Source organism: Gimesia aquarii (assembly GCF_007748175.1).
Classification (GTDB): Bacteria; Planctomycetota; Planctomycetia; order Planctomycetales; family Planctomycetaceae; genus Gimesia; species Gimesia aquarii_A.
The window spans coordinates 1,275,901-1,298,334 of sequence record NZ_CP037422.1; the positions used below are offsets into that span (position 1 = coordinate 1,275,901).

The following is a 22,434-nucleotide window of genomic DNA, read 5'->3' on the forward strand; positions in this document are numbered from 1 at the left end:
TCTGGTCTTGTTAGACATTTTAAAGAGACACTCTGTTCCCTTTTTTGCTTAATTATCCTTCGTTTTTTAAGAGAAAGTTGTAACTCCTTATACAGATTTGGATATGTCCAAATCGAATCTGTTCTGTTATTCGCTCAATTTGAAAATTATTACTAACAATTCGCAAGAAAAAAGAAAGAGTAAAAAAAATTTATGCCAGGGAATTGGACCTCACTACCAGCGTGCGTCAGTAATTTCATTTAGTATTATCAGGAAAAAGCATTTGTAAATCCGGTTGCTTCTAACCCCAAATTACTACTCGCTCCTGTTCTACTATGATAAGATAACGGAAATACGTTTCAGAGTTCGTTATCCGCTTTTGTTATACGTGTGAACGTGATGACCGGACAATTCTGTTTACTCTCTTTATCATGAGGAATTGCACCTTGAAGACTCACCATTTTTATTCAGGATTTATCCTGATGACATGCCTTAGTTTCAGCTTGATGAGTGTCAGTCAAGCTTCTTCTGCTGAGCCAAACAACAAATGGCAAAAAGCTCAAATTTCCAAAGCCAGTGCGGAAATGGCGGCGGTTGCCAAACGCTGGTTGGCCTCACTTTCGAAAGAGCAACGGGCACAGGCCACATTTAAATTCGACGATGAACAACGCAGCAAATGGCACTTTGTGCCTGATTTTGTCATCAAGCCGGACGGCCGCAAAGGATTGACCATCGGTCAGATGACGCCACAACAACGCATCTTTGCCCTTGCATTGCCTGCGACGGCGCTGTCGAACCGTGGCTATCTGGAAATGATGTCAATTCGTGCTTTGGAAAAAGTCCTGTATGACATTGAAGGCAAAGACTATCGTGATCCCGAACTCTATTATGTTTCCATTTTTGGAAAGCCCAATCCAAAAGGAACCTGGGGCTGGCGTTTTGAAGGTCATCATCTTTCTGTGAACGTTACGATTATTAATGGGAAGAAATTTTCTGTCACACCTTCCTTTTTCGGATCTAATCCTGGCAAAGTCACATCGGGCAATTTAGCTGGCGTCGAAGTGCTTGAGAAGGAGCAGACATTGGCTCTGAGCTTGATTCAGTCATTCGACAACGACCAGATGGCCATTGCGACGATTGACACGTCTGCCATGGATAAGAAGCTCTTGCAGAATAGCGTCATCAGGGAAGTGCTGACCACCGATGTTCCTAAAGCCGACCGCGGGTTGTTTACCTTCAAGGGAATCAGCTTTGCGGACCTTGATCCATCGCAGCAGAAAAAACTCTTGAAGCTGGTCAACGTCTATACAACCCGCTTTCGTCCAGAGATTCTCAATGGCACGCGCTACAAAGGGAGAATCAAAGATGGCAGCGATTTGTATTTCGCCTGGAGTGGCGGAAAGAAACGCGGCGAGTTTCATTATTACCGCATCCAATCCAAAACATTCCTGATCGAATTTGCAAATACGCAGAACAATGCCAACCACGTCCATGCCGTCTGGCGCGAATTTGATGGCGATTTCGGACGCGATTATTTGTCCGAACATTTTTCCAAGCATCATAAAAAGTAAGTGCTTTAAGATTATGAAAACAACAGGCTTGATGCAGTCTCTGGTTCTGTATCAAGCCTTTTTTAATTCCTCTTCTCATTATAATTAAGTTATGGACAATTTATTCTCCATTAGATAAGTTGAAGGTTGGTGGTTTAACTTGCGTGAGATCATGCAGGCTACCTTTGGATTTCATGGCAGAGGTCTCGCTAAATGACCGAACACGAAAAATCCGAAAAAACATCAAGTACTTCGGATCAAAAATATCACAAAAGACGCAGGAAGGTATTGCTAGTAATTGCGATCCTGTTCCTGCTGTTGTTTCCGGTGATTAGTGAAACCTATTTTCGCTGCGCGATCTGCAGTATGCTACATACAAGATGGCGAATTATGGGGTTAGGCTTGCCCCTCCATAGCTGGAAACAGCCTGTCGAAAGCAGCGACTGGTATCAGACAAATATCGAAGCAAAGCATCAACATGTCTGGGTACAAACGGGTTACTTGGAAGGTAAAACCTTCTATGGTCTCAAAACGTTGATGCTACAAGAATCAAGTCTATCAACTGGTCCTTTTGTCTATCTTTCCTTGGGTAATACCGGGCAAATGCGCATCTATCAAAAGAGTTCTGATCCCAAAGAGGCTCGAAAGATTTTTTTGCGACTGGCTCATAATGAACCTTATGGTTCGGACGCTTACAAAGAACAATTAGAAATCTGGCGACGACTTAATGAGTGGATGGAGTCCAGAATGGAGGATCCGTGGCCTTTTGAAACACAGTAAAATTCCATCTACATATATTGATATAAACTTTTTCGATGCTCGTGCATTGACAGTAGCGCATAACATGTCATAACACACATCTGATTTTTTCCAAGACTCCCTTCAATAAACTACATCATGGAAAGCAGATGGAAAGCATCATTCGTGAATATCGAGCAGAAGATTTGAACGATCTTCTATCTGCCTGGGAAAGTGCATCACGCCTCGCACATCCTTTTCTGACAGACGAATTTCTGGAGCAGGAGCGTGACAACATCCCGAATCTGTATCTGCCTAATGCGGAAACCTGGGTGATAGAGCAGGGGGGACAAGTTATTGGTTTTATCGCGTTACTCGGTAATGAAGTCGGAGCGATATTTGTACAACCTGAATTTCACGGGACGGGTGCCGGAAAAGCATTGATGGATAAGGCCCAGGAATTACGGGGTGACCTCGAAGTCGAAGTGTTTAAAGAAAACACGATCGGTCAAGAATTCTACGCCCGTTATGGCTTTCAACCTCTTAAAGAATCTGTTCATGAGCCAACGGGGAATCAAATCATAAGACTCAAGTTTACAGCTAGCGAATCAAACTAACTGACAGATATTCGTGATCATATTTTAGTATGATCTTTTTTTCAGGGAACAGATAATGCTCGAACATGAAAAAATTAATTACGTCGAATTCCCCGCAAAAGACATTCCGGCAACTAAGTCATTTTTCACAACCGTGTTCGGTTGGACCTTCGAGGATTTTGGGCCTGATTATACAGCCTTTTCGAACGAAGGCATTGATGGTGGCTTTTTTCAGTCTGATTTAAAGGTTTCTACAGACAACGGCAGTGCTCTGATTGTGTTCTATAGTAAAGATCTCGAACAAACCCTTGCTAAGATAGAGAGCGCAGGTGGTTCCATCATCAAGCCGATCTTTTCGTTTCCCGGAGGTCGTCGGTTTCACTTTGGTGATCCTAATGGAAATGAATACGCGGTCTGGTCAGATCAATAGGAGCGTTTTCAAAGGTCAATCATGACCGGTCGCATGCGACCTCTTCCCAACTTTATGAGCGTAGAAATTTCATATCATGTTGGTACAAATAGGGTTGTAATCCTCATTTTCTCCATTTCTTAATTGAAAATCGAGATCCCGTAAGTATGATGTGATTTCATCGGGCCAATCGTAGAGAGACTTTGTTGTATTACCAGCGAGACTGCAGTTTCGCACCCGCAGTCATCCAATCAAAACTTGTGAGCACTTTAAGAAAGGCGATGACATGAACTGGTACCTGGAAGTCTTAAAGAAGTATGCGGAATTCAATGGTCGTGCACGCAGAATGGAGTACTGGATGTTTACTCTATTCAACTTCATTATTGCGTTTGTATTAAATATGTTAGTTGGATTCGTTGGTGAACCAATGCTTGTCGCACTTCCCGCTCTTTATGGTCTGTTTGTCTTTATTCCCGGTATTGCAGTGACTGTGCGCAGGTTGCATGATACGGGGCGTAGCGGGTGGTGGATCTTGATCGTGTTTGTTCCCCTCATTGGTGGGCTCGTTCTGCTGGTCTTTATGATCATTGAGGGTGAAGCAGGCGACAATGCGTATGGCTCGAATCCGAAGGTAGTCGTCACATAACGTTTTTCACAACAATTTTTGAGCCTCATCCAAAAAAAGAAATGTATGAGCTGGCTCTGAATTCATTTCAGAGCCAGCTCATTTTCAATTGTTGATTCTGTATTCAATCAAGTGAGGTCACCCTTGCTATGGATCAATCAAAGTCCCAATTTCGCACGGGCGTTCCTGTTTTACCATCTCCCGATGTAAAACAAGCTGTTGAATTCTATCGCGACACACTCGGCTTTGAAATCGCGTTTCTCAGTGAAGAACCGTATGCCATTGTTAAACGGGATGATGTTTGCATCCATCTCTGGCAGTGTTCGGATCCTGAGTTACCAACTCAATGTGGCTGCCGCATCGTAGTGAAGGGAATCGACGAACTCTATCAGGAGTACGAACCCCTTGGCGTAGTGCATCCGAACGCGCCACTGGAAGAGACGTCCTGGGGCAGCAAAGAATTTGCCATTAGTGATGGAGATAAAAATCTGATTACGTTTGAAGAGAATGTGAGTAAGGAAGAATAAAGTCAGCACAATTGATTCGTAAAATTGCCAGCCATTTTTCATGTTGTATTACAAATGGCTCTCTCAACAACAAGTCTGAAAAGAGAACACGATGGAAGTGCCAGAGTATACAATCTCAGATCTAGAGACTTTGTTTGATCAAGGGCAATGGACTTCAGTCAGTCTCTGCGAAGCGTTCTTGAAGCGCATCTCAGAGATTGATACCGCTGGTCCCACACTACGATCAGTAATCGAGGTTAACCCGGATGCGTTGGCAATTGCCAAAGCATTAGATCGAGAACGAGACCAAAGTGGTCCACGCGGTCCGCTGCATGGTGTGCCCATACTGATTAAAGATAGTATCGACACGGCAGACAAGATGCAGACAACGGCTGGCTCACTGGCACTGGAAGGTAATATTGCGCCACAGGATGCGTTACTCGTCGAAAAATTACGTGATGCTGGTGCTGTTTTGCTCGGAAAAACAAATATGAGCGAGTGGGGCTATATGCGTTCAACACGAGGATGCAGTGGCTGGAGCAGTCGTGGCGGACAGGTACGCAATCCCTATGTTCTGGACCGCAGCCCGCTCGGTTCCAGTTCCGGATCGGCGGTAGCAGTCGCCGCCAATCTGTGTATCGCCGCCATTGGTGCTGAAGTCGATGGGTCCATCGTGCGGCCGTCATCGACCAACAACATCGTGGGACTCAAACCAACGGTTGGTCTCGTGAGTCGTTCGGGGGTCATTGGTGTTTCATCTCCTCAGGATACGGCGGGGCCGATGGCGCGCTGTGTTGCAGATGTAGCCACGGTCCTGACTGCGTTGACTGGTGTTGATCCACGCGATCCGGCGACACAGTCCAGTGTCGACCAGAGCGAACAAGACTATTGCCAGTTTCTTGATACTACAATGATCAAAGGCGCCCGATTAGGCGTCGCCCGCGAATGTTTTGGCGATCACGAAGGGACCGATGCCATCATTGAAAACGCCATTCGTCAGCTGGAAGAATTGGGGGCGGTCATCGTCGACCCTGTCCAGGCAAGTACGTTGCCGATGTTTGGCGAACTCGAACTGGAACTGTTCCTATACGAGTTTAAGGCAAGCGTGAATCGCTATCTAGCTGAGCATCCGGGGGCGAAAGTCAAGAACCTTGCAGAGTTGATTCAGTTCAATCGAGCTCATGCAGAGCAGGTGATGCCGTTCTTCCAGCAAGAATTGTTAGAAATCGCACAGGCGAAAGGCGACTTGAACGATGCCGCTTATTTGGATGCAAAAGCCGAGTGCTATCGTCTCTCGCGCACCGATGGAATCGACAAAGCATTAAAAGAGCACCGGCTCGACGCGATCATTGCACCTACGGAAGGGACGCCTGCCTTTGTGATCGATCCTGTCGTAGGTGACAACATTCTCAAACTCGGTGGTAGTTCTGGTTGTTCCACACCTCCGGCACTCGCCGGTTATCCGCATATTACAGTTCCGGCAGGTTACGTACACGGCCTTCCCATTGGACTCTCTTTTTTCGCGGGTGCTTATCAGGAAGGCAAGCTGATCAGCTACGCCTACGCGTTTGAGCAAGCAACACAAGTCAGACGTCCTCCCGGCTTTGTAGAGTCGGTTTCAGTCTGAGCATGAGCTGCGAGATTATGTCGGCGAATCTTGTTTCATCTCCGGCTCAATAAACTTTGCCAGAATCAAACCAATCACCAGCCAGGCTGAAAAACCATAAAACGCCTGATAGAGTTCCCAGGACCAGTCGAGCATCCACCAGACCGCATCGCCGCAATCATAGAAAATCGCTGAAATCAATCCTGCCAGTGCGACAAATTTGACGCGATCAAGATACCCGGGAAGCGATGTGCAAACTTGATTTAGTAAAATTGCGATCAGTATGATTACGACGAGATTCAGAAAGAACCCTTGAATCAGATTCGAAAAATCAGCCATGATTGGCCTGCCATTGATCGAAAGCATATGGACATACGCCACAGGCCCTTCCTCGTAAAGCGTTTCTACTAGTTTCTGATCCTGATCAAAACTGGGAACAAAGTAAGTTCCGTTTTGAGGAAAAAATTCCTGAAGTGCTTTCCCCGCGGCGACATCATCTGTTGATTTTTTCCAGATCATCGTACTGTAAGGTCCAAAGCCCCAATAGATAAAACCCCAGATATAAAGCACGATGGCCGCAATGATGATTCCCAGCACAGTTCTTTTCATGATTATTTGCTCTCACCAAAATAGTGCTTCATGGGTTCGAAATAATGCGACAACCAGCCGGCCTGATGGCCGGTTTGGTTATCTGGTACATTACGATGCGTGAGCGTGATTTTTGTGCCACCTTCAGCAGGTTCGAGAGCGACTTCGATTTGGGAATGCCCGTCCGACTCGGTATAATCTGCTGCCCGCCACGATTGTACGATTCGTTTCCCCGGTTCTAATTCAAGGTTCTTGCCGGTGATATGTCCTTCCCAGGCATCGAAAGAGTCACCTACGTTTGCCGTTGCATGGGCAGGGCTGCCCGTCATTCGGGAGTGACCGTGACTGTCGAGCCAGGTATCGTAAATTTCTTGTGGTGATGCCGGGATGATATCCGAAACCGTGAATTCGATCGTCATTTTTTTCTCGCTCTTTAGTTTTGGTTAAAACAACGCTTCTTTGCCAAGTTGCCGACGCACAATCACCCATTGACCAGCGTGCATCATCCAATGTGCTGACTGGCCGGCAATGACGGCTCCGACCGTACCACCAAACATTTTGAGATGCTCGGGAGCGGGCACCTGAAGCTCTTCATCACTCAAGCGATCCAGTAAAGCCAATGTCCCCGCCCGTTGTTCATCCATGTATTTCAGATATTCGTCCTTCGTGCAGAAATCGCCAGGATTATCGCTGGATGCGGTTTCCTTGCTATGTTTTTCTGCAAACCCTTCAGGTAAGGCAGGCATCGAATCGGGACAGACCATATTGTTGAGGTCGTGCTCTGCGACGATCAGATGGCCTAGCTGCCAGGCAATGTGATTCGCATTCTCGACAGGACGACGCATTAAATCCTCATCCGAGAGATCCTGAAGATAGCCTTGTACGACTGATGTGGGGAGTTGTAATTCGTTTTTAATGTGTGCGGCAATACTCATTGTTTTGTCCTTAGAAGAGATTTTGACGTTAGTTAATGTTTGATGTCTTCATGTATCAAATTCGGCAGGCTCCTGATCAATATAAGGTCTGCCTGTTCCGATCTCTACATATTCTTTCAAGCTCACACCAAGAAAGAAAGGCCAACGCTCGGAACAGTGTGGATAGCATTCTAATTGCTCTGTTAAGCCTTCATGCTCAAATAACAATTGTGTTCCCTCTTCGATAGCCTTTAGTCGAAAAGAGAGCCGAGTTCCAACCCACTCGTCAAATTTTGTGAGCCCCGGCATATTGTGAAAATGCTCAACACAGTTCCAACAAACTTCTTCATAAGGTAGCAGAGACTCGACTTTGTAGGTGTGAAACATCTCACCAAACCGTACTTTTAGAAGATCATCGATTTGTGAGGGAACATCGCAATCGGGCGTCCACCAACCCTGGATACCTGGCTTCGTGGTCAATGCAGCATAAACGTCGGAGGGTGATTTCGCGATTTTTGTTTCATATCGAAAACCATTCATCTAACAGTCCTCTCTTCGAAGAACAGCACCATCAGGCAGACTCCACAAGACGGGACAGCCCCTCGATGCAGCCTGTCCAGCCCTTGGTATGTTCGCTGGCTGCTTCTGCATTCGGGAACCGCTCGTGTGTCAATACAAGTTCCGTTGCTTCGTCTTGTTCCAGGAATTCTACTGTCACGAGTGTCTCGCCGATGTCCGCTGTCGACATCTCCCACGACCAGGTATAGACCAGTTTTTCCGGAGGGACAATCTCAACGAACTCACCATAACAGGTAAAGGGGCCTTCTTTGTCCGGGTCGCGCATTCCGAGTCGATATTTTCCACCAACACGCAGATCAACCTCAGCGATTTCGGTCGACCAAGCGGGGCTGGCCCGCCACCAGTTTTTCAAATGTTCAATCTGTGTCCATGCATCAAATACCAGTTGCCGTGGCGCATTGATCGTACGTCGTATGGTCAGAGAATTGTCATCCGAATATTTTTCGATCATGTTTGTTTTTCCTGCTGACTTTGTTCGAGGTATTTCACGAGTTGATCGAGTTTCCCTTCCCAGAATCGTTGGTACTTTTCGACCCATTCGGCAGCTTCTTTGAGGGGTTCCGGCATCAGATGGCACCTGCGTGCACGGCCATCCCGTTCCTGCGTTAAGAGCCCCGCGCGTTCCAGGACTCGCAGATGCTTCGAGATCGCCGGTGCCGAAACTGAAAACGGTTCCGAAAGTTCTGCTACGGTCGAATCACCATCGGCCAGCCGCGCAATAATGGCTCTACGCGTCGGATCAGACAGAGCAAAAAAGGTCTCGTCAAGTTGTTGTGCTCTTGAATTAACCATATGGTTAATTTATGCACAAGGAACTGTCATGTCAAGTCACCCGCATTTTATTAGACCCGATTCGGCTGAAACTTTACCACGATTCATAAAAATAGGTTTTCCACTTTTGAGATTCTATTTCTGATTTGCCTGTCAAATGCGATAGAATGAACTTAAATCAGGATTGGTCAATTCATGATTGTAGTTAAGTAGCGAATCAGACCTCCTCATAAGAAAGGAGAAAGGATTTTGAAACTTAGCAACCGCGTAAAGTTTTCTCTGATGGGAATCGTAATCACTATCAGCATTTACGTAGGAATTTATTGCATACTCTCCTACCATGGCGGCTATTATTTCAATCAGTCTGGGAAAGTCAGATATCGCAGCATGGGCCTATCCGTTTCTGATATTTCCACTTGGAATCCTAAAGGGTGCCGATACCAAGCAAAATTCAAAAATATCAAAGGGATGTATGTCAGCCGGGATAATGATCTCGGTTATTTTTTCTCACCATTAATTATGATCGATCGAAAGTATTTTCATCCGACGGAGACCCTGATTGAATCTAAGAATTCAGGTGAAACATATTGGTTTCCGCTTTAAATGATTATGGTATTGAAATGCCCTGTTCGTATAAGTTCTGTGAAGGGGCTTCGGATTACTCTTGTACTTTATTTCTAAGAAAAATATGAAAAAACGACTCCGAAAAAAGAAGCATCTGGGAGAGTTCAAAGAATGGGGAACTTCGATCACGATCAAAAGAACAACCTGTGTTGATTTCGATTCCTTTCTTGACGATTTTATTGAACAAGCCATTGAAGGAAATCACTGTTGCTGTGGAATCGGTGGCATGGATGATTCTTTCGACGGAATCATTCAATTAGGGACAAAGTCAAATCATCCCGAAGAAAGGTTAAAGGCAATCAAGACCTGGTTAGATCGCCGTCCAGATGTTGATCATTATGTAACCGGAAAACTCATTGACCTTTGGTATGGTCCTTTCGAGGAGTCTGACAGCATCGAAAATGCGAACTAAAATTTAATAGGGAACTGACATGAAATTCGTTATAATTCAATCAAGGTTATATTCTGAAGGCTTGTCAAATGAGAGACAGGAGAATCAGAAATAATGAATATCAAACGGGGACTTCAGAAATCACTGTTATTTGCACTGGTTGGTTTTCTTATTCCCACTGTTATTTTTAGTATTCCCTGGCCAACTTCATCTGATTCTTTGACACGTAGTGAGAGACAAGACCAAATTGCGCGTCAAGAATATCTAATCAGAAACAGACCTGAATGGATACTTCATACGGGACTGCACAGTGCAGCAGTTTTTGCTCTTGCTGCATTTGCAGCCTATACACCACACAAGGGTATTCGGTTTATGCGGTCATTGATTCTTATCAGCTCGGTGACAGTCCTGTCTCTGTTGCTGACAGATATCTTTTATCCGACGTATAAAGGGTTACACAAAAACGTTCTAATTGATCCTGGAATTTCTCTGATTGCAGCCGTGGTCACAATGGTAATTATTGTCATCGTGAGTGTTAGGAAACCTGCTGCTGGCTTTACTCAAACACTAACCACAAACGAAACCAAAATTCGCTCGTCGTCCTAAAAATTAGTCGCTTGGATCAGGCAGATGAAAAGTCATACTAAGCATGATTGGATTATCGGTTTCATAATCGTCCCATTCCTTTTGATGTGTGCCAATGTCTTATCTCATAATCATTGGGACTCTTTGAACAACCCTGAAGGCAAGTTCACAAACGTCTCCGAATATCTTGCTCAGGAGCGCCCGCCAAGTTATATAACCAAGATCAATAAACAGGGAACGACTTTTTTCATCGCATACAGCTCCATGGATGAAGTGGGGCTTGCCTTACCCTCCGGTCCAGCCGCTTATGTTTTCGATGAGACAGGAAAATTGATCCAATGGTCATCGGACATTGGAGAGGATCCCCAGTTTCAGCAACAGTAGCTCAGATCAGGGCATGAGTCGTCACTGGAAGAATTGAAACAGCTGGAAACTCAGCAACAGATTCAAGACGATCTGGCAAGTCATTAGCGGTCGCTCCAGTGGTTGAACCCTGATAATTCTGTGATGGTAGCTCGAAATGGCCGACCCCTAAATTTTTAGAAAAACTTTAAACAACCACTTGACATAAACAGACAGGTCTGTATAATTAAGACATGAGCAAGACACAGCGAACATCAAGTGCCCGCAAACGAATCCTGGAAACAGCTGAAAAGCTGTTTTATTCAGAAGGAATTCGATGTGTGGGAATCGATAGAGTCATCGCCGAAGCCGGCGTGGCTAAGATGACGTTGTATAACCATTTTCCGTCTAAGGATGATTTAATTCTGGAAGTGTTGAAATACCGTGAGGAACAGTTTGATCAGTTTCTCAAGGAAAATATGAATCGTCATATTGAAGAAGGGGTGAAACCGCTCAAGGCATTTTTTATTGTACTACGAAATTGGTTTGAAAACCCAAGTTATAGAGGTTGTTCGTTTATTAATGCGACAGCAGAACTGGCAGATGCGACACACGCCGCTTCCCAGTTTAGCACAGAACATAAACGTCAATTCCATGAGATGTTAAAGCAGATTATTATTGATTCGGAAGGGAAGAAGGCCGCTGCTGCGGCACCCGCAATTGCCATTCTGGTTGAAGGGGCGATTGTGACCGCCGTCAGCGAGGGAACTCCCGAGGCGGCAGATATTGCCCGCGAGGCGGCCTTTGATTTGATTTCAAAAGCGAAGCGAAGATAGTTGTTTCTCTTTTTTTGATTGTAAATATACAGACCTGTCTGTTTATTTCTTGTTTGATGTTGGGTGAGTTGCCCGACAAATATTTTGAACTGTGATTGATACGAAGGAGACGAACGATGCAACGTTTAAATTCTGTTTCACCTGAAACTGCGACTGGTAAAGCCAAAACTTTGTTGGACGGCGTCAAAGCGAAATTGGGTATCACTCCCAATATCATGAAAACGATGGCCAATTCTCCCGCGGTTCTGGATGCTTATCTCAAATTCAGTGGTTCTCTTGGTGCAGGCGCACTCTCCGCGAAAAACCGAGAGCAAATTGCTTTGAATGTGGGTGAGTTCAATCAATGTGGATACTGTCTGGCCGCCCATTCTGCGATTGGAAAAAACCTAGGTCTCACAGCCGAGGAAATCCAGTCGAGTCGATCCGGATCCGATGCGGACGAAAAGACGAATGCCTTGATGAGATTCTCGCGGAAGATTGTTGAGAAACGCGGCTTTGTTTCAGATCAGGATCTTCAGGAGTTTCGTGATGCTGGTTTTGGTGATGCAGAAATCACCGAAGTGGTTGCCAATGTCGCATTGAATATCTTTACGAACTATTTCAATCATCTGGCTCAAACAGAAGTCGACTTCCCTGAAGTCGAAGCGTTGGCAGAAGAGCCTGTGGCTGCCTGTTCTACTGATGGCGGTAGCTGCTGCCACTAATTGTTTCAGAAATTTAATACTTTTTAATAACAACACGTAAATTAAAGGGAGAATTCAAATGCGATCTTGGAAACAGACAGTCCTGACTCTGGTTGTGCTCGCTTTCGTGAGCACAACCGGATACAAAGTGCAGGCGGAAGCAGTGAATGACACGCAGGTTCTACACCGAACGGTCAAAGTCAATGACCTCGACATCTTCTATCGGGAAGCAGGTCCCAAGGATGCTCCAACCGTTTTATTGTTACATGGGTTTCCTACGTCATCGCATATGTTTCGCAACCTGATTCCCGCGTTAGCAGACAAATATCATGTGGTTGCGCCGGACTATCCCGGTTATGGGCATAGTTCTGCGCCATCCGTTGATAAATTTGAATATACCTTCGACAATCTGGCGAATGTCGTCGAAACATTCACAGAACAGCTAGAGCTAAAAAAGTACTCACTCTATCTGATGGACTATGGAGCGCCGGTTGGCTTTCGGTTGGCCGTCAAACATCCGGAACGGGTTGATTCACTGATTATCCAAAATGGAAACGCATACGATGAAGGTCTCGATAACAAATTCTGGGTTCCGATCAAAGAATACTGGAATCATCGAACGACGGAACAGGGAGACAAATTGCGTGGATTCCTGACACTGGACGCCACCAAGTGGCAATACACACATGGCGTGCGAAACACGGAAACCATCAGTCCCGATACGTGGGGGCACGTGCAGCCTTTGTTGGATCGACCTGGAAATCAGGAAATTCAATTAGCATTGTTCTACAGTTATGGCAGTAACCCGCCACTCTATCCGAAATGGCAGAAGTATTTACGTAAATACCAACCTCCTACCTTGATTGTCTGGGGAAAGAACGATCAAATCTTCCCCGATGCAGGGGCATACCCTTACAAACGCGACTTGAAAAACCTGGAATTTCATTTATTAGATACGGGACACTTCGCGCTGGAAGAAGATGGCGATAAGATCGCTCAAACAATGCGGAGTTTCCTGCACAGAAATGTGGCCACATCAAATTAAGTACCTGGCACTGGTCCTAGCGCCGGGTCTTGCGAAGCCATTTGCAAGGCCCGGTGATTTTTGATTTCCTTTCAGCATTTTTGGGGAAGCCGAGTGATGTACGAGTACCCGAGTGATATCGCCTTTACACCGGCCGTCAAAACCATTCAAACACAAAAAGGTTCACGCTCCACTTATTCAAAAGTAGAGCGCGGGCATGGCTGGCTCACAGAAGTGACTCCGATACTCGAAGAATTCATAGGAAGCCTGGATATGTTTTATCTGGGCACAACCAATGGAGCAGGACAACCTTATATTCAATACCGTGGGGGAAGCCGCGGCTTTCTCAAAGTAATCGACCAGAAGACATTGGGTTTCGCTGACTTTGGCGGTAATCGGCAATATATTACGCTCGGGAATCTGTCTGAAAATCCCAAAGCGTTTCTGTTTCTGATGGATTATGTCAACAGCCGCCGCATTAAACTCTGGGGAACGGCGAAAGTCGTTGAGGATGATGAGGAATTAATCAATCGCTTACACGATCCGGAGTATCCAGCCAAACCTGAACGAGCGATTCTGTTTTCGATTGAAGCCTGGGACATGAACTGCCATCAACACATTCACAGACGGTTTTCCCGAGAAGATATCTTACCGGTCATTGAAAAGCTGAAGGCTGAGAACGAGTTACTCAAAGAAAAAGTGACCAGACTCCAAAGTGCCTTAGAGTCTGGCCGTTGAAGAAAGCAGTCACCCTTGTAAACTGCTTTCTGTTGATCAGTAATTATTGTCGCTTGCATTTCCGGAACCGGTGTTCGTCCCCACTCCGTTTTGTGGTGTACCGGATAAGACGTTATAGCCTTTTGCTGTGTTTTGGGTCGCCGTGTTGTTTGAGAAAGTGGCTGTGTTAGCACCACTGAAAATATTCACGAAGAAACCATCGGCTGAGTTGCTCTGGGCACTGTTATTTGTAATTGTTCCGTCGACAATCGGTGCAATGAAATCGTATCCATTGAAAGTATTACTGACTGATACGTTATTACTGAATGTACCACCAAGGAAGACATCATCAAAATCAAAACCATCTTCCAGGTTTCCTGAGGCAAAGTTATTACTGATAGTACCGCCTGCGACATCATCGAAATCAAATCCATCATCTTTGTTATCAATCGCCGAATTATTGCTGATGATCGTTCCCACGCCGACGGTATCCCCAAATTTGATTCCATTCGTTACATTTTCACTCGCGACGTTTCCTGTGAATGTCATGTTCGATACGTCATCAGCAAAATAAAACCCATTGAACCTGTTGTTACTTGCCGTGTTTCCAGAGAATGTGCCCCCTGTAATGTCCTGATCGAAGTAAAATCCGTCATCGTTCTTATCAGCGATGTTACTAGAGAACGTTCCACCAGAGATCGCACCGAAGAAAGCAAAACCTGCGAAATCATTGTCAATCGCCTGATTGCCGCTGATAGTTCCTCCGGTCATCTGAAAAAAGTTGAATCCGAAGTTGTGATTATTACTGGCTATGTTATTTGAGAAAACTCCGTTAGACATGGTACCAAAGAAAAAAAATCCATCTTCGCCATTATCTCGTGAGGTATTATTTGAAATGGTTCCTCCGCTGATATTAGTAAAAGTAAATCCATCATAGGTATTGTCGTGGGCCGTATTATGGGCGATGGTTCCCCCGCTGATCTCATTGGAACTGTAGAAACCATAATCGTTGTTTCTAAATGTATTACCTGTGATACTGCCGCCGACAAAGTTTTCTATTTCGAGACCATCGTTGTCTGTCGTCGTACCATTTGTGCTGAATGTATTGTCAATGATCGTTCCGTTGATCGTACCGTCTAAATGCGCTCCGTCTTCCAAAGCGCCACTGATCGTGTTGCAAGCCATTGTAAAGCCGCTGATGTTGTTCCCGTAAATTCCATTCTGGCCGCCAGTAATATTCATACCCACGATGCTGGAGTTATCGGCCATGGTAAAGACATCAATCGTATTGACCGTTCCATTGACCGTCGGTCGAGAACCATAATTGAAGCTGGCAACGGCACCTGAATTACAACCGACGACGTTTACGCTCTTTCCACCAGCTAGTGCGAGCTGACCATTGTTAAAGACAAACCCAGTGCTGGTATCAATCGTACCGGCACTACCATCGAAGAGGACCACGCTGTCGGTTCCGGCACCATTAAAGACCGTTTCAGCACCGACAGTATTGGCATCGATAATGGTAATATTATTTAATACCTGACCCGTCTGTTGAAGCTTAGCCTGTTCCACAGGCCCCCGTGCCTGGTTCAATACGATATCGATATCACGTACAATCGGGTTGACCATACGGCGTTGGAACCGAGTCAGTTTTTGACTGTCCCCATTTCCCGGTAGAGGGACACGAATTGTCAACATGCCGGTACCTTGCGAACCGCGCAATTCGTCGTATTGATACTGACCAGCCAGGACTACACGCGATCCATTCCCCAGAAAAGGCAAATCGAACATCCGAAATTCCACGCGCGTCCGCGGTCCCGCCATTTCTTTAAAGCCGGGGGCCGAATTATCAAAGTAATATCCGCCGACATACCCGCGCAGTTCAACATCCACATTCATCTCATCAAAGGTTTTCAAGAGACGACCCACTTCAAAATCGGTTCCCCAGTACGCGCGTTCTTCGCCGCCCTGTACAACAATGTTATTTCCACTCAAGTATGCGGTAGACAGCGAATCAACCCGCTTTTGTTTTAGTGTAGGGACATAACCATTGGCCCGGAAATCCCATTCAATACTCAGCAGTTCCACACCGAAACTTCCCTGACGAAAGATATTGCCATACTCACTACGGCGGACATCGAAGAAGCCATACGCGCCAGCAATCCACTGGTCATTCATCATTTGACGATAGCCGAGTCCAAAATTCCCCTCTGCTGAGGAGTCATCGAAGATATTGCCCCGCAAATCGGCAAAGAACAGACTTTCTTCATCTTGTGACAATGGAATAAACAATAACCCCTGTCCGGTATCGTTGACTCCACCTGCCATTCCCGTAAAGTCGAAGTAGGCACGATACAGGTAATCATCCTCTTCCAGCCAGGTGGGATCCTGGCCGGAAGTCTGGGATGGGGCAAGGAGGACTAGCGCAAGGGACGTAAAGAGGCTCAAAACAAATTGAAAGTGAGGAATTCGCGCTAGCATGAAAATCTTGTTTGTTTCTAAAATCGTTTTAAATACAATCGACTTGTTTTACATGCAGGCCCTCATGAGCTACTTCGACAGTATGGAGGGATTTGCTTCATTTTCTCTGGAGGTATAGTATTCACGAATAAGAACAAAGTGACCGACGTGACGATTAGTTAAAATACGAAGCTTAAGATGAATGAAGTCGACGTTTCATTTAGAGGAACATTTTATGACCACTAAACCACAGTTGCGACTTAGCGAGATCGAACAGAAAGTTTTAGATGTCGCGTCGGAACAATTAGGTTTTCCTCGTAATCAGATTTCTCTCAGTGATAGACTGATCGAAGACCTGCGTTGTGATAGCTTGGATGCAGTTGAGTTATTAATGGAGCTGGAAGACGCATTTAATACCAGTCTCCCCGAACCATCTGAGTCTTCTGATCCCGTGTATAAGACTATTTTCACTCGACAGCCCTTTCGTCTGGCAGACTTGACAGAACTGGTCTACCTCAATCAGGGAACGGGAACACCTGATCGGAGTCGCCATTTTCGTCAACCAAAAGTCGCAATGACATCGACAGAATCGTTTTCATTCACCCAGTTAGATGGACGCTGGGAAAGAAACGGTTCGACTAAATCAAACTTATTCGAATCTGTTGAGACAAAGAGTTCATACCCTCAGTTTCGCAGACGCTCTGACGGTATGCGGTGCATTCAGATTCCCACTGCTGATGAAGTCGAAATCGGGAGCGATCGTCCCGATGCAATTGCTGATGAAAAGCCGAAGCACATCGTCGAACTGGACGCATTCCTGATTGACGCTGAACCTGTTTCGACCACCGCCTATTGCCGGTTTTTGAATTCGATTGGTGAAGTACCGGATTCCTATTTGACAGACTGGTTTGTACTCGACGCCGATGATGATCGAAACATTCACATGTTAATCAGAAAGGAAGGATCAGAATGGCAGCCACTACCTGGCTGTGAGAAATGGCCGATGATTCTGGTTTCCTGGTATGGAGCGAATGCCTATTCACTCTGGGCGAATGACAAACTTTGGCTGCGCTATCAGGATGAATCTCACACAGACGCAGGCAGTTATCTGCCCACTGAAGCACAATGGGAATACGCGGCCAGAGGACAGACTTCGCAGCCTTATCCGTGGGGATCTGAATCACCATCCCAAGATAGAATGCGATTTGGCTTCCATCGGAAGTCTATCCGTTATGACGTCAGCGAACTTCCTTTAGCTGATGTCAATGCCAGGTTAGGGATGTCGCTGTTTGGCCTGCATCATATGGCGGGGAATGTCTGGCAGTGGTGCCGAGACTGGTACGACGCTGAATTCTATCAAAGACTAGGAGCCATGCATCGGAATCCCTTCAACCAGACGAACACCCGTGTGCGCAGCGAACGGGGCGGAAGCTGGGTGGGCCCCGCCCAATTGTGTCGCAGCTCCTATCGCCGCGGCCGCACTCCACTGGCAAGAGGTCGCTGCCTCGGCTTTCGCTGTATCAGTTCTGTCAGAGATCTCCAGTGAGCTTCTGGTTAGATAGTTTGAAGAGTAGATCAAATCAAGGCTCGATTCTCTCAATCGTGAAGTAATTCACAGTTTGAGGACAAATCATTCGATAGAATTTGATTGGTTTCTAAAATTCAATCCAGAATTTCATTTCTTCTCTGAGAAGTTCTCATGAAAAAGAAGGCTGCCTGTTGCGAACATACTGACCTGTCTTCCACAGGAATTGCCTGTCCTGAATGCACAGAAGGAGAAATTGTGCCGACCCGAGGGCGGTTTGGTCTGATGTGGGCCTGTTCGGCACGTCGCAAGTGCAAGTTTTGGTTGAAGACCCGTCCTACAGGAAAACATTGCAAACATAAGCGAAATCGCAAGACTTGTGGTGCTTTGATGATGGAAGGAACAAAGACAATTCCTGAACGCTGTAGTGACAAAGAGTGTCCGAACCATAATCCACACAAGTTGCAGAAGTGATGTCGATGAACCGGTTCACATGTCTAATTTCATAACGACATTGAAACAGAAATCACAACAGGCTATCGTACCAGTCTGTGACGGCAGGGGATCAACTCACAAACTGAAGGAGAGACGATGCAAGGATTTGTCAAATTTAATAAAGGTGTCATGAGTATGCCGAAGCCCATTAAAGCTTGGCTATTCGTGCTCATCTTTTTTAATGGCTTTACTCCGATTTTATTTCTGCATCACACTGAAGCACAGGCAACTCTGGCTGCAATCTTTGGGGCAGCTCTGCTCATGTCATTCCTGACGGCTCGCTTTGGATTCACACGCATTCTTGGTCTGGGGCATATTCTATGGATTCCGCTCGTCGGTTGGCTCGCAATGCGTCTTAATCAGATTCCCCCTGATGATTCTTTTGGACTCTGGGTTAGGGGAGTGATAGTCGTGAATTCGTTGTCTCTGATCATGGATATCATTGATGTCATTCGCTATGCCAGAGGAGACCATAAAGAATTAGTTCCCGATCTTTAAACGATGTCTTTTCTTGAAGACTTATTGGGGAAAGCATTTCCCAAAAGCAAGCAAGAGTTTGGGGGAGCCTTTCAGACGAATCTTCCGCCGCAGCAATGCCCAGACGATGTTTTTTTCATTCTTTAAAAAGCCGAGCCACGTTTTTGTATCCGCGGTCACGCGTAAATCGGGTACGCCATGATGTCCTTCTTCAACATTGACTTTCTGATTCTGGATCACAATCGTGGCTTCTTTTACTTCATCACCGATAAAAGTAAAGTGATATGTCGCGTTCAAAGCCTTTGACTTACCAGGTTGAAAGACCAGTGGTACTCCTCGGAGGAATCCGTCAATGTTACTGGGACGCAAACTATTGCCCACATGCTTCGTCTGTTTGTGAGGAAACCGTTTGGCAACGTGCTGCTCGGCATCGGAATTCTTGAGAACATAAATTGTTTCTTCCTTTTGCTGCAGCGGACGTACATTTTCTTTGAGATGTGCTTTCTTATCAGCAAGGTACGGTGCAATCACATCTTCACCTGCAGGGCAGACTGATAGACAATAGGCAGCTTTATAATTCGCACCGAAGGAAAGGCTCTGCCACATCGAAGCGGATTCGGAATCGTTGACGCGATGGCGATAATCGACAGCATCTTTGCTGTCGGCCACTTGTTCGGTCCAATCGGTGAAGCCTCCCATGAACTCTTTATAATTGTGCGTGTAACAGGCTGAAAAGTTAAAGTCCCCTTCTGGAGAAATCGCTCCCACAGGGCAGGCGGCCACACAGAGTTTGCATTCCAGACAAGGATTAAAGTCGATGGGTCGGCCATACTTGGAAACTTCGGCATCAACCAGAATCGTCCCCAGTAATATAAAGTTACCGAACTTCTGATGAATGACATTACGGTGTATACCCATCATTCCCAAGCCTGCAGCCACAGCAACCGGTTTGTGTGACACGACCCAAATCTTTCCCGGAAAATTGTCCATCTCCATGGGAAAACCCATGGACGGATTGAGCGCTTTGATACCTTCGTCCTCCAATGTCCTTACGAGATCACGGCCTATCTCATTGACCTCATCACCTGTGTGATGAAATTCGAGATTTGCCACCGAACGCGCAGGCGAACGAATCGGTTCCCGGTTCATCCGCACAACATAACTGATCAGCGTTTTGGTACGAGGAAAAGCATTCAGGATGTCTTCCCGTTGATCATCCAATGCCGGCCTTTCTATTTCGACGAAACCGACATCGTCGGCCCCCGTATCAAGGACGAGTTGACGTAGCCAGTTGGCATCGAGTGGCTGAGCCACTTTCTCGATTCTGTCTGTTTCCTGTTGACGGATGCTCCTCACTGTAGGGTGTTCTTCCAGGTTCATTATTACATCCTTTTTATTTGTATATACAATTAAATGGTAAAAAAAAGAGAAAGTGAAAATCAGGAATTGATTTTATTCACTCGTTTTACAGCTTGATTTAATTGCCCAGTAATATTTGCTCCTAAGAGTTGCTTCGCTTGTTCTTGCGCCTCTTTCCACGCGGGGGCTGCTTGCTCTAAGAGTTTTCTACCTTCGCTTGTCAGACGAAAAGGTTGTGCCCTTCCATCTTCATCAGGAATGACCTCCAGCCAACCTCGAGCCTTCATGCGTTCGACATTGCGGCTGAGCGTGGAAACATCGAGATGCAAAGCCGCGCACACATCGGCAGGTCGAGCCGTGCCCAGCTTGCCAACCGCAACCAGGATATTCATCTGGCTGACTTTAGCACCCGTCTGGCGCAGCGCATCATCATAGATCTTTGAGATCACTCGATTCAGGATTCTCATCCGGACGGCAATGCACTCACTGGCAATCAGGTCGGTCAAATTGTCTAGCTTGTTGTTTTTCATCTCTTTCCTCGACCGTATTTTATTGTATATACAAACAAATGTGTGTCAAGTACTGTATCCGAAGATCTTCAAATGATTGTCGATTTCAAGATAAGGATAAAACGTTAATTTTTTAATCGTTCATATTGACAACTATATTGTCAACATGACAATATAGTTGTCATGAATCAGAAAAAACCATCCATTGAAAATTTGATCGACGAGACCGTCCTGCTGTTTCACCGTTTACGAGTGGTTGCCAATGAGCTTCACGGGGGAGGCGAACTCGCTGCCGGAAAGCGGGGGGTATTAAAAGGGCTGTATGAAAATGGTCCACAAACAGTTCCCCAGATGGCGCGTGCGCGTCCGGTCTCGCGCCAACACATTCAGAGCCTCGTGAACCCACTCGTGGAGGAAGGATATGTTGAATTCATCGACAACCCGCATCACAGGCGCTCCAAACTTGTTCAACTGACTGGCACCGGACGCGTCTTTGTCGAAAAGATGCAGTTGAGAGAAGCTGAAGTCTTTCAAACTCTGTCCGCAAAGTTTTCAGAATCCAGGCTCACACAGGCCACACGCACACTGCGGTCGGTTCGAGAGTGCTTTGAAAAGGAATGAATCAGGGAAACACATCATGACGGCAAGTTCATCTGAATCGCATCTCATCAGTGTCTGCAAGTCTCACGGTCTGGCACGACAGTTTGGACATCCTACAGGATTTCTGGGATCGTTAGTTGGTCGGCTCATGGCGACTAAGAATCGATCCATGAATCAGGCAGTCGTTGAATTACTTGATGTTCAACCGAATGAAACCGTACTGGAGATCGGATTTGGCCCCGGTACAGCCATTCAAGAGCTTATTAAGACAACGAAGGCCACACGGATTGCGGGCGTTGATCCTTCCGTACTGATGTTATCACAGGCATCCCGCCGCAATCGACGTGGGATTCAAACAGGTCAGGTCGATCTTCAGTTGGGATCAGCCTCACAAATACCATTTGATGAGGAAACATTCGACAAAGTGTTTGCTGTGAATAGTTTTCACCACTGGTCAGATCCAATAGGGGGACTCAACGAAGTCCACCGCGTTTTGAAAATGAACGGACAACTATTAATTGGTTTGCGTACCGCTCTACCACAAAAGCGGCTGTTTTCTGCTCCCGGCTTCACTGAGCAGCACATTGAACAGGCCAAACAACGTTTGCAAACTGCGGGTTTTTCTGAAATCAGACGAGTCGAACGGGAAGCCGGCAGAAAAATAGTTTGTTTGATTTCGAAGAAATAATTCTATTTTGCATCACACCTTGATTGTTCATTTAAGTACACAGCTTTACTTACAAAGGTTTTGAAAACAGGACTAGTTAAAGAATGAAAATTCTAAATCATGATACAGATTTATTGTATTGATCTATCAAGCAAAACAACTTGTTTTAAGTGGCGAGGTTTGAATAAATATGAAATAACGAGAGGCGAAATTGAACAAAACTATGTGAATAACGTGTGCAGTATTTAAAGCTCTGGTTACAATATTCTTATCATTCGT

General features: G+C 45.8%; 28 protein-coding genes. 19 read left to right on the top strand and 9 right to left on the bottom strand.

The genetic code is table 11. The annotated features are described in order from the left end of the window. Positions 1 to 461: 461 nt before the first annotated feature. The 7 genes from V202x_RS05160 (at position 462) to V202x_RS05190 (ending at position 6,030) form a co-directional block, all read left to right on the top strand. Positions 462 to 1,550, top strand: a complete 1,089-nt coding sequence (locus V202x_RS05160; RefSeq protein WP_197993237.1) for a DUF3500 domain-containing protein — start codon at positions 462 to 464, stop codon at positions 1,548 to 1,550. 192 nt (positions 1,551 to 1,742) lie between these two features. Continuing rightward, on the top strand, positions 1,743 to 2,309 hold the full coding sequence (locus tag V202x_RS05165; RefSeq protein WP_145171838.1) for a hypothetical protein: 567 nt from the start codon (positions 1,743 to 1,745) through the stop codon (positions 2,307 to 2,309). Between the two features lie 128 nt (positions 2,310 to 2,437). Beyond that, positions 2,438 to 2,884, top strand: coding sequence for a GNAT family N-acetyltransferase (locus tag V202x_RS05170; protein WP_145171841.1), 447 nt, complete (start codon positions 2,438 to 2,440; stop codon positions 2,882 to 2,884). A 55-nt stretch (positions 2,885 to 2,939) separates the two neighbouring features. Continuing rightward, positions 2,940 to 3,293, top strand: a complete 354-nt coding sequence (locus tag V202x_RS05175; protein ID WP_145171843.1) for a VOC family protein — start codon at positions 2,940 to 2,942, stop codon at positions 3,291 to 3,293. Between the two features lie 265 nt (positions 3,294 to 3,558). Further along, positions 3,559 to 3,918, top strand: coding sequence for a DUF805 domain-containing protein (locus V202x_RS05180; RefSeq protein ID WP_145171844.1), 360 nt, complete (start codon positions 3,559 to 3,561; stop codon positions 3,916 to 3,918). Positions 3,919 to 4,046: 128 nt separating this feature from the next. Next, positions 4,047 to 4,424, top strand: coding sequence for a bleomycin resistance protein (locus tag V202x_RS05185; RefSeq protein WP_145171847.1), 378 nt, complete (start codon positions 4,047 to 4,049; stop codon positions 4,422 to 4,424). Positions 4,425 to 4,515: 91 nt separating this feature from the next. Beyond that, positions 4,516 to 6,030 carry an amidase gene (locus V202x_RS05190; RefSeq protein ID WP_145171849.1) on the top strand — a complete coding sequence of 505 codons (1,515 nt, stop codon included), beginning with the start codon at positions 4,516 to 4,518 and terminating at the stop codon, positions 6,028 to 6,030. A gap of 15 nt (positions 6,031 to 6,045) precedes the next feature. Here V202x_RS05190 and V202x_RS05195 read toward each other — a convergent pair whose 3' ends face one another. From V202x_RS05195 to V202x_RS05220, 6 genes are read right to left on the bottom strand one after another with little or no spacing between them, the layout of a single operon-like run. Then, positions 6,046 to 6,618 carry a hypothetical protein gene (locus tag V202x_RS05195; protein WP_145171851.1) on the bottom strand — a complete coding sequence of 191 codons (573 nt, stop codon included), beginning with the start codon at positions 6,616 to 6,618 and terminating at the stop codon, positions 6,046 to 6,048. A gap of 2 nt (positions 6,619 to 6,620) precedes the next feature. Next, positions 6,621 to 7,016, bottom strand: a complete 396-nt coding sequence (locus V202x_RS05200; RefSeq protein WP_145171853.1) for an SRPBCC domain-containing protein — start codon at positions 7,014 to 7,016, stop codon at positions 6,621 to 6,623. A gap of 24 nt (positions 7,017 to 7,040) precedes the next feature. Further along, a complete protein-coding gene (locus tag V202x_RS05205) occupies positions 7,041 to 7,532 on the bottom strand; it encodes a DinB family protein (protein ID WP_145171855.1) in 492 nt (163 codons plus the stop codon). 48 nt (positions 7,533 to 7,580) lie between these two features. After that, positions 7,581 to 8,051 carry an SRPBCC family protein gene (locus tag V202x_RS05210; RefSeq protein ID WP_145171857.1) on the bottom strand — a complete coding sequence of 157 codons (471 nt, stop codon included), beginning with the start codon at positions 8,049 to 8,051 and terminating at the stop codon, positions 7,581 to 7,583. 31 nt (positions 8,052 to 8,082) lie between these two features. Further along, positions 8,083 to 8,541 carry an SRPBCC domain-containing protein gene (locus tag V202x_RS05215; protein WP_197993238.1) on the bottom strand — a complete coding sequence of 153 codons (459 nt, stop codon included), beginning with the start codon at positions 8,539 to 8,541 and terminating at the stop codon, positions 8,083 to 8,085. Continuing rightward, positions 8,538 to 8,882: an ArsR/SmtB family transcription factor gene (locus tag V202x_RS05220; RefSeq protein WP_145171861.1), complete on the bottom strand. Its 345-nt coding sequence runs from the start codon at positions 8,880 to 8,882 to the stop codon at positions 8,538 to 8,540. The genes V202x_RS05215 and V202x_RS05220 overlap by 4 nt, the downstream gene beginning before the upstream one ends. Before the next feature lie 667 nt (positions 8,883 to 9,549). Here V202x_RS05220 and V202x_RS05225 point away from each other — a divergent pair. From V202x_RS05225 to V202x_RS05255, 7 genes are all read left to right on the top strand, one after another. Continuing rightward, positions 9,550 to 9,897, top strand: coding sequence for a 50S ribosome-binding protein YggL (locus V202x_RS05225; RefSeq protein ID WP_145171863.1), 348 nt, complete (start codon positions 9,550 to 9,552; stop codon positions 9,895 to 9,897). Positions 9,898 to 9,990: 93 nt separating this feature from the next. Next, on the top strand, positions 9,991 to 10,482 hold the full coding sequence (locus V202x_RS05230) for a hypothetical protein (RefSeq protein ID WP_145171865.1): 492 nt from the start codon (positions 9,991 to 9,993) through the stop codon (positions 10,480 to 10,482). A gap of 24 nt (positions 10,483 to 10,506) precedes the next feature. Further along, on the top strand, positions 10,507 to 10,845 hold the full coding sequence (locus V202x_RS05235) for a hypothetical protein (RefSeq protein ID WP_145171867.1): 339 nt from the start codon (positions 10,507 to 10,509) through the stop codon (positions 10,843 to 10,845). 212 nt (positions 10,846 to 11,057) lie between these two features. After that, positions 11,058 to 11,639, top strand: a complete 582-nt coding sequence (locus V202x_RS05240; RefSeq protein ID WP_145171869.1) for a TetR/AcrR family transcriptional regulator — start codon at positions 11,058 to 11,060, stop codon at positions 11,637 to 11,639. A gap of 116 nt (positions 11,640 to 11,755) precedes the next feature. Further along, the gene (locus V202x_RS05245; RefSeq protein WP_145171871.1) at positions 11,756 to 12,343 is read left to right on the top strand and encodes a carboxymuconolactone decarboxylase family protein; all 588 of its coding nucleotides are present in this window, start codon (positions 11,756 to 11,758) and stop codon (positions 12,341 to 12,343) included. 58 nt (positions 12,344 to 12,401) lie between these two features. Next, positions 12,402 to 13,367, top strand: a complete 966-nt coding sequence (locus tag V202x_RS05250; RefSeq protein ID WP_197993239.1) for an alpha/beta fold hydrolase — start codon at positions 12,402 to 12,404, stop codon at positions 13,365 to 13,367. A 96-nt stretch (positions 13,368 to 13,463) separates the two neighbouring features. Beyond that, the gene (locus V202x_RS05255; RefSeq protein ID WP_145171875.1) at positions 13,464 to 14,084 is read left to right on the top strand and encodes a pyridoxamine 5'-phosphate oxidase family protein; all 621 of its coding nucleotides are present in this window, start codon (positions 13,464 to 13,466) and stop codon (positions 14,082 to 14,084) included. A gap of 36 nt (positions 14,085 to 14,120) precedes the next feature. Here V202x_RS05255 and V202x_RS05260 read toward each other — a convergent pair whose 3' ends face one another. After that, complete coding sequence (locus tag V202x_RS05260; RefSeq protein WP_145171877.1) at positions 14,121 to 16,544, bottom strand: right-handed parallel beta-helix repeat-containing protein; 2,424 nt, start codon at positions 16,542 to 16,544, stop codon at positions 14,121 to 14,123. 214 nt (positions 16,545 to 16,758) lie between these two features. Between V202x_RS05260 and V202x_RS05265 the strand changes: the two genes are divergently transcribed. From V202x_RS05265 to V202x_RS05275, 3 genes are all read left to right on the top strand, one after another. After that, complete coding sequence (locus tag V202x_RS05265) at positions 16,759 to 18,069, top strand: SUMF1/EgtB/PvdO family nonheme iron enzyme (RefSeq protein ID WP_197993240.1); 1,311 nt, start codon at positions 16,759 to 16,761, stop codon at positions 18,067 to 18,069. Between the two features lie 153 nt (positions 18,070 to 18,222). Then, positions 18,223 to 18,522 carry a hypothetical protein gene (locus V202x_RS05270; RefSeq protein WP_145171881.1) on the top strand — a complete coding sequence of 100 codons (300 nt, stop codon included), beginning with the start codon at positions 18,223 to 18,225 and terminating at the stop codon, positions 18,520 to 18,522. 117 nt (positions 18,523 to 18,639) lie between these two features. Next, positions 18,640 to 19,041: a hypothetical protein gene (locus V202x_RS05275; protein ID WP_145171883.1), complete on the top strand. Its 402-nt coding sequence runs from the start codon at positions 18,640 to 18,642 to the stop codon at positions 19,039 to 19,041. 21 nt (positions 19,042 to 19,062) lie between these two features. On the opposite strand, the gene V202x_RS05280 is transcribed toward V202x_RS05275, so the two are convergent. Both V202x_RS05280 and V202x_RS05285 read right to left on the bottom strand, forming a co-directional pair. After that, complete coding sequence (locus tag V202x_RS05280; RefSeq protein ID WP_145171886.1) at positions 19,063 to 20,400, bottom strand: SCP2 sterol-binding domain-containing protein; 1,338 nt, start codon at positions 20,398 to 20,400, stop codon at positions 19,063 to 19,065. A 59-nt stretch (positions 20,401 to 20,459) separates the two neighbouring features. After that, the gene (locus V202x_RS05285; protein WP_145171888.1) at positions 20,460 to 20,909 is read right to left on the bottom strand and encodes a MarR family winged helix-turn-helix transcriptional regulator; all 450 of its coding nucleotides are present in this window, start codon (positions 20,907 to 20,909) and stop codon (positions 20,460 to 20,462) included. A gap of 162 nt (positions 20,910 to 21,071) precedes the next feature. Here V202x_RS05285 and V202x_RS05290 point away from each other — a divergent pair, with 162 nt between their 5' ends. Together V202x_RS05290 and V202x_RS05295 are read left to right on the top strand one after the other, a co-directional pair. Continuing rightward, complete coding sequence (locus V202x_RS05290) at positions 21,072 to 21,509, top strand: MarR family winged helix-turn-helix transcriptional regulator (protein WP_145171890.1); 438 nt, start codon at positions 21,072 to 21,074, stop codon at positions 21,507 to 21,509. A 16-nt stretch (positions 21,510 to 21,525) separates the two neighbouring features. Next, complete coding sequence (locus V202x_RS05295) at positions 21,526 to 22,176, top strand: class I SAM-dependent methyltransferase (RefSeq protein WP_145171892.1); 651 nt, start codon at positions 21,526 to 21,528, stop codon at positions 22,174 to 22,176. The last annotated feature ends 258 nt before the right edge of the window (positions 22,177 to 22,434 follow it).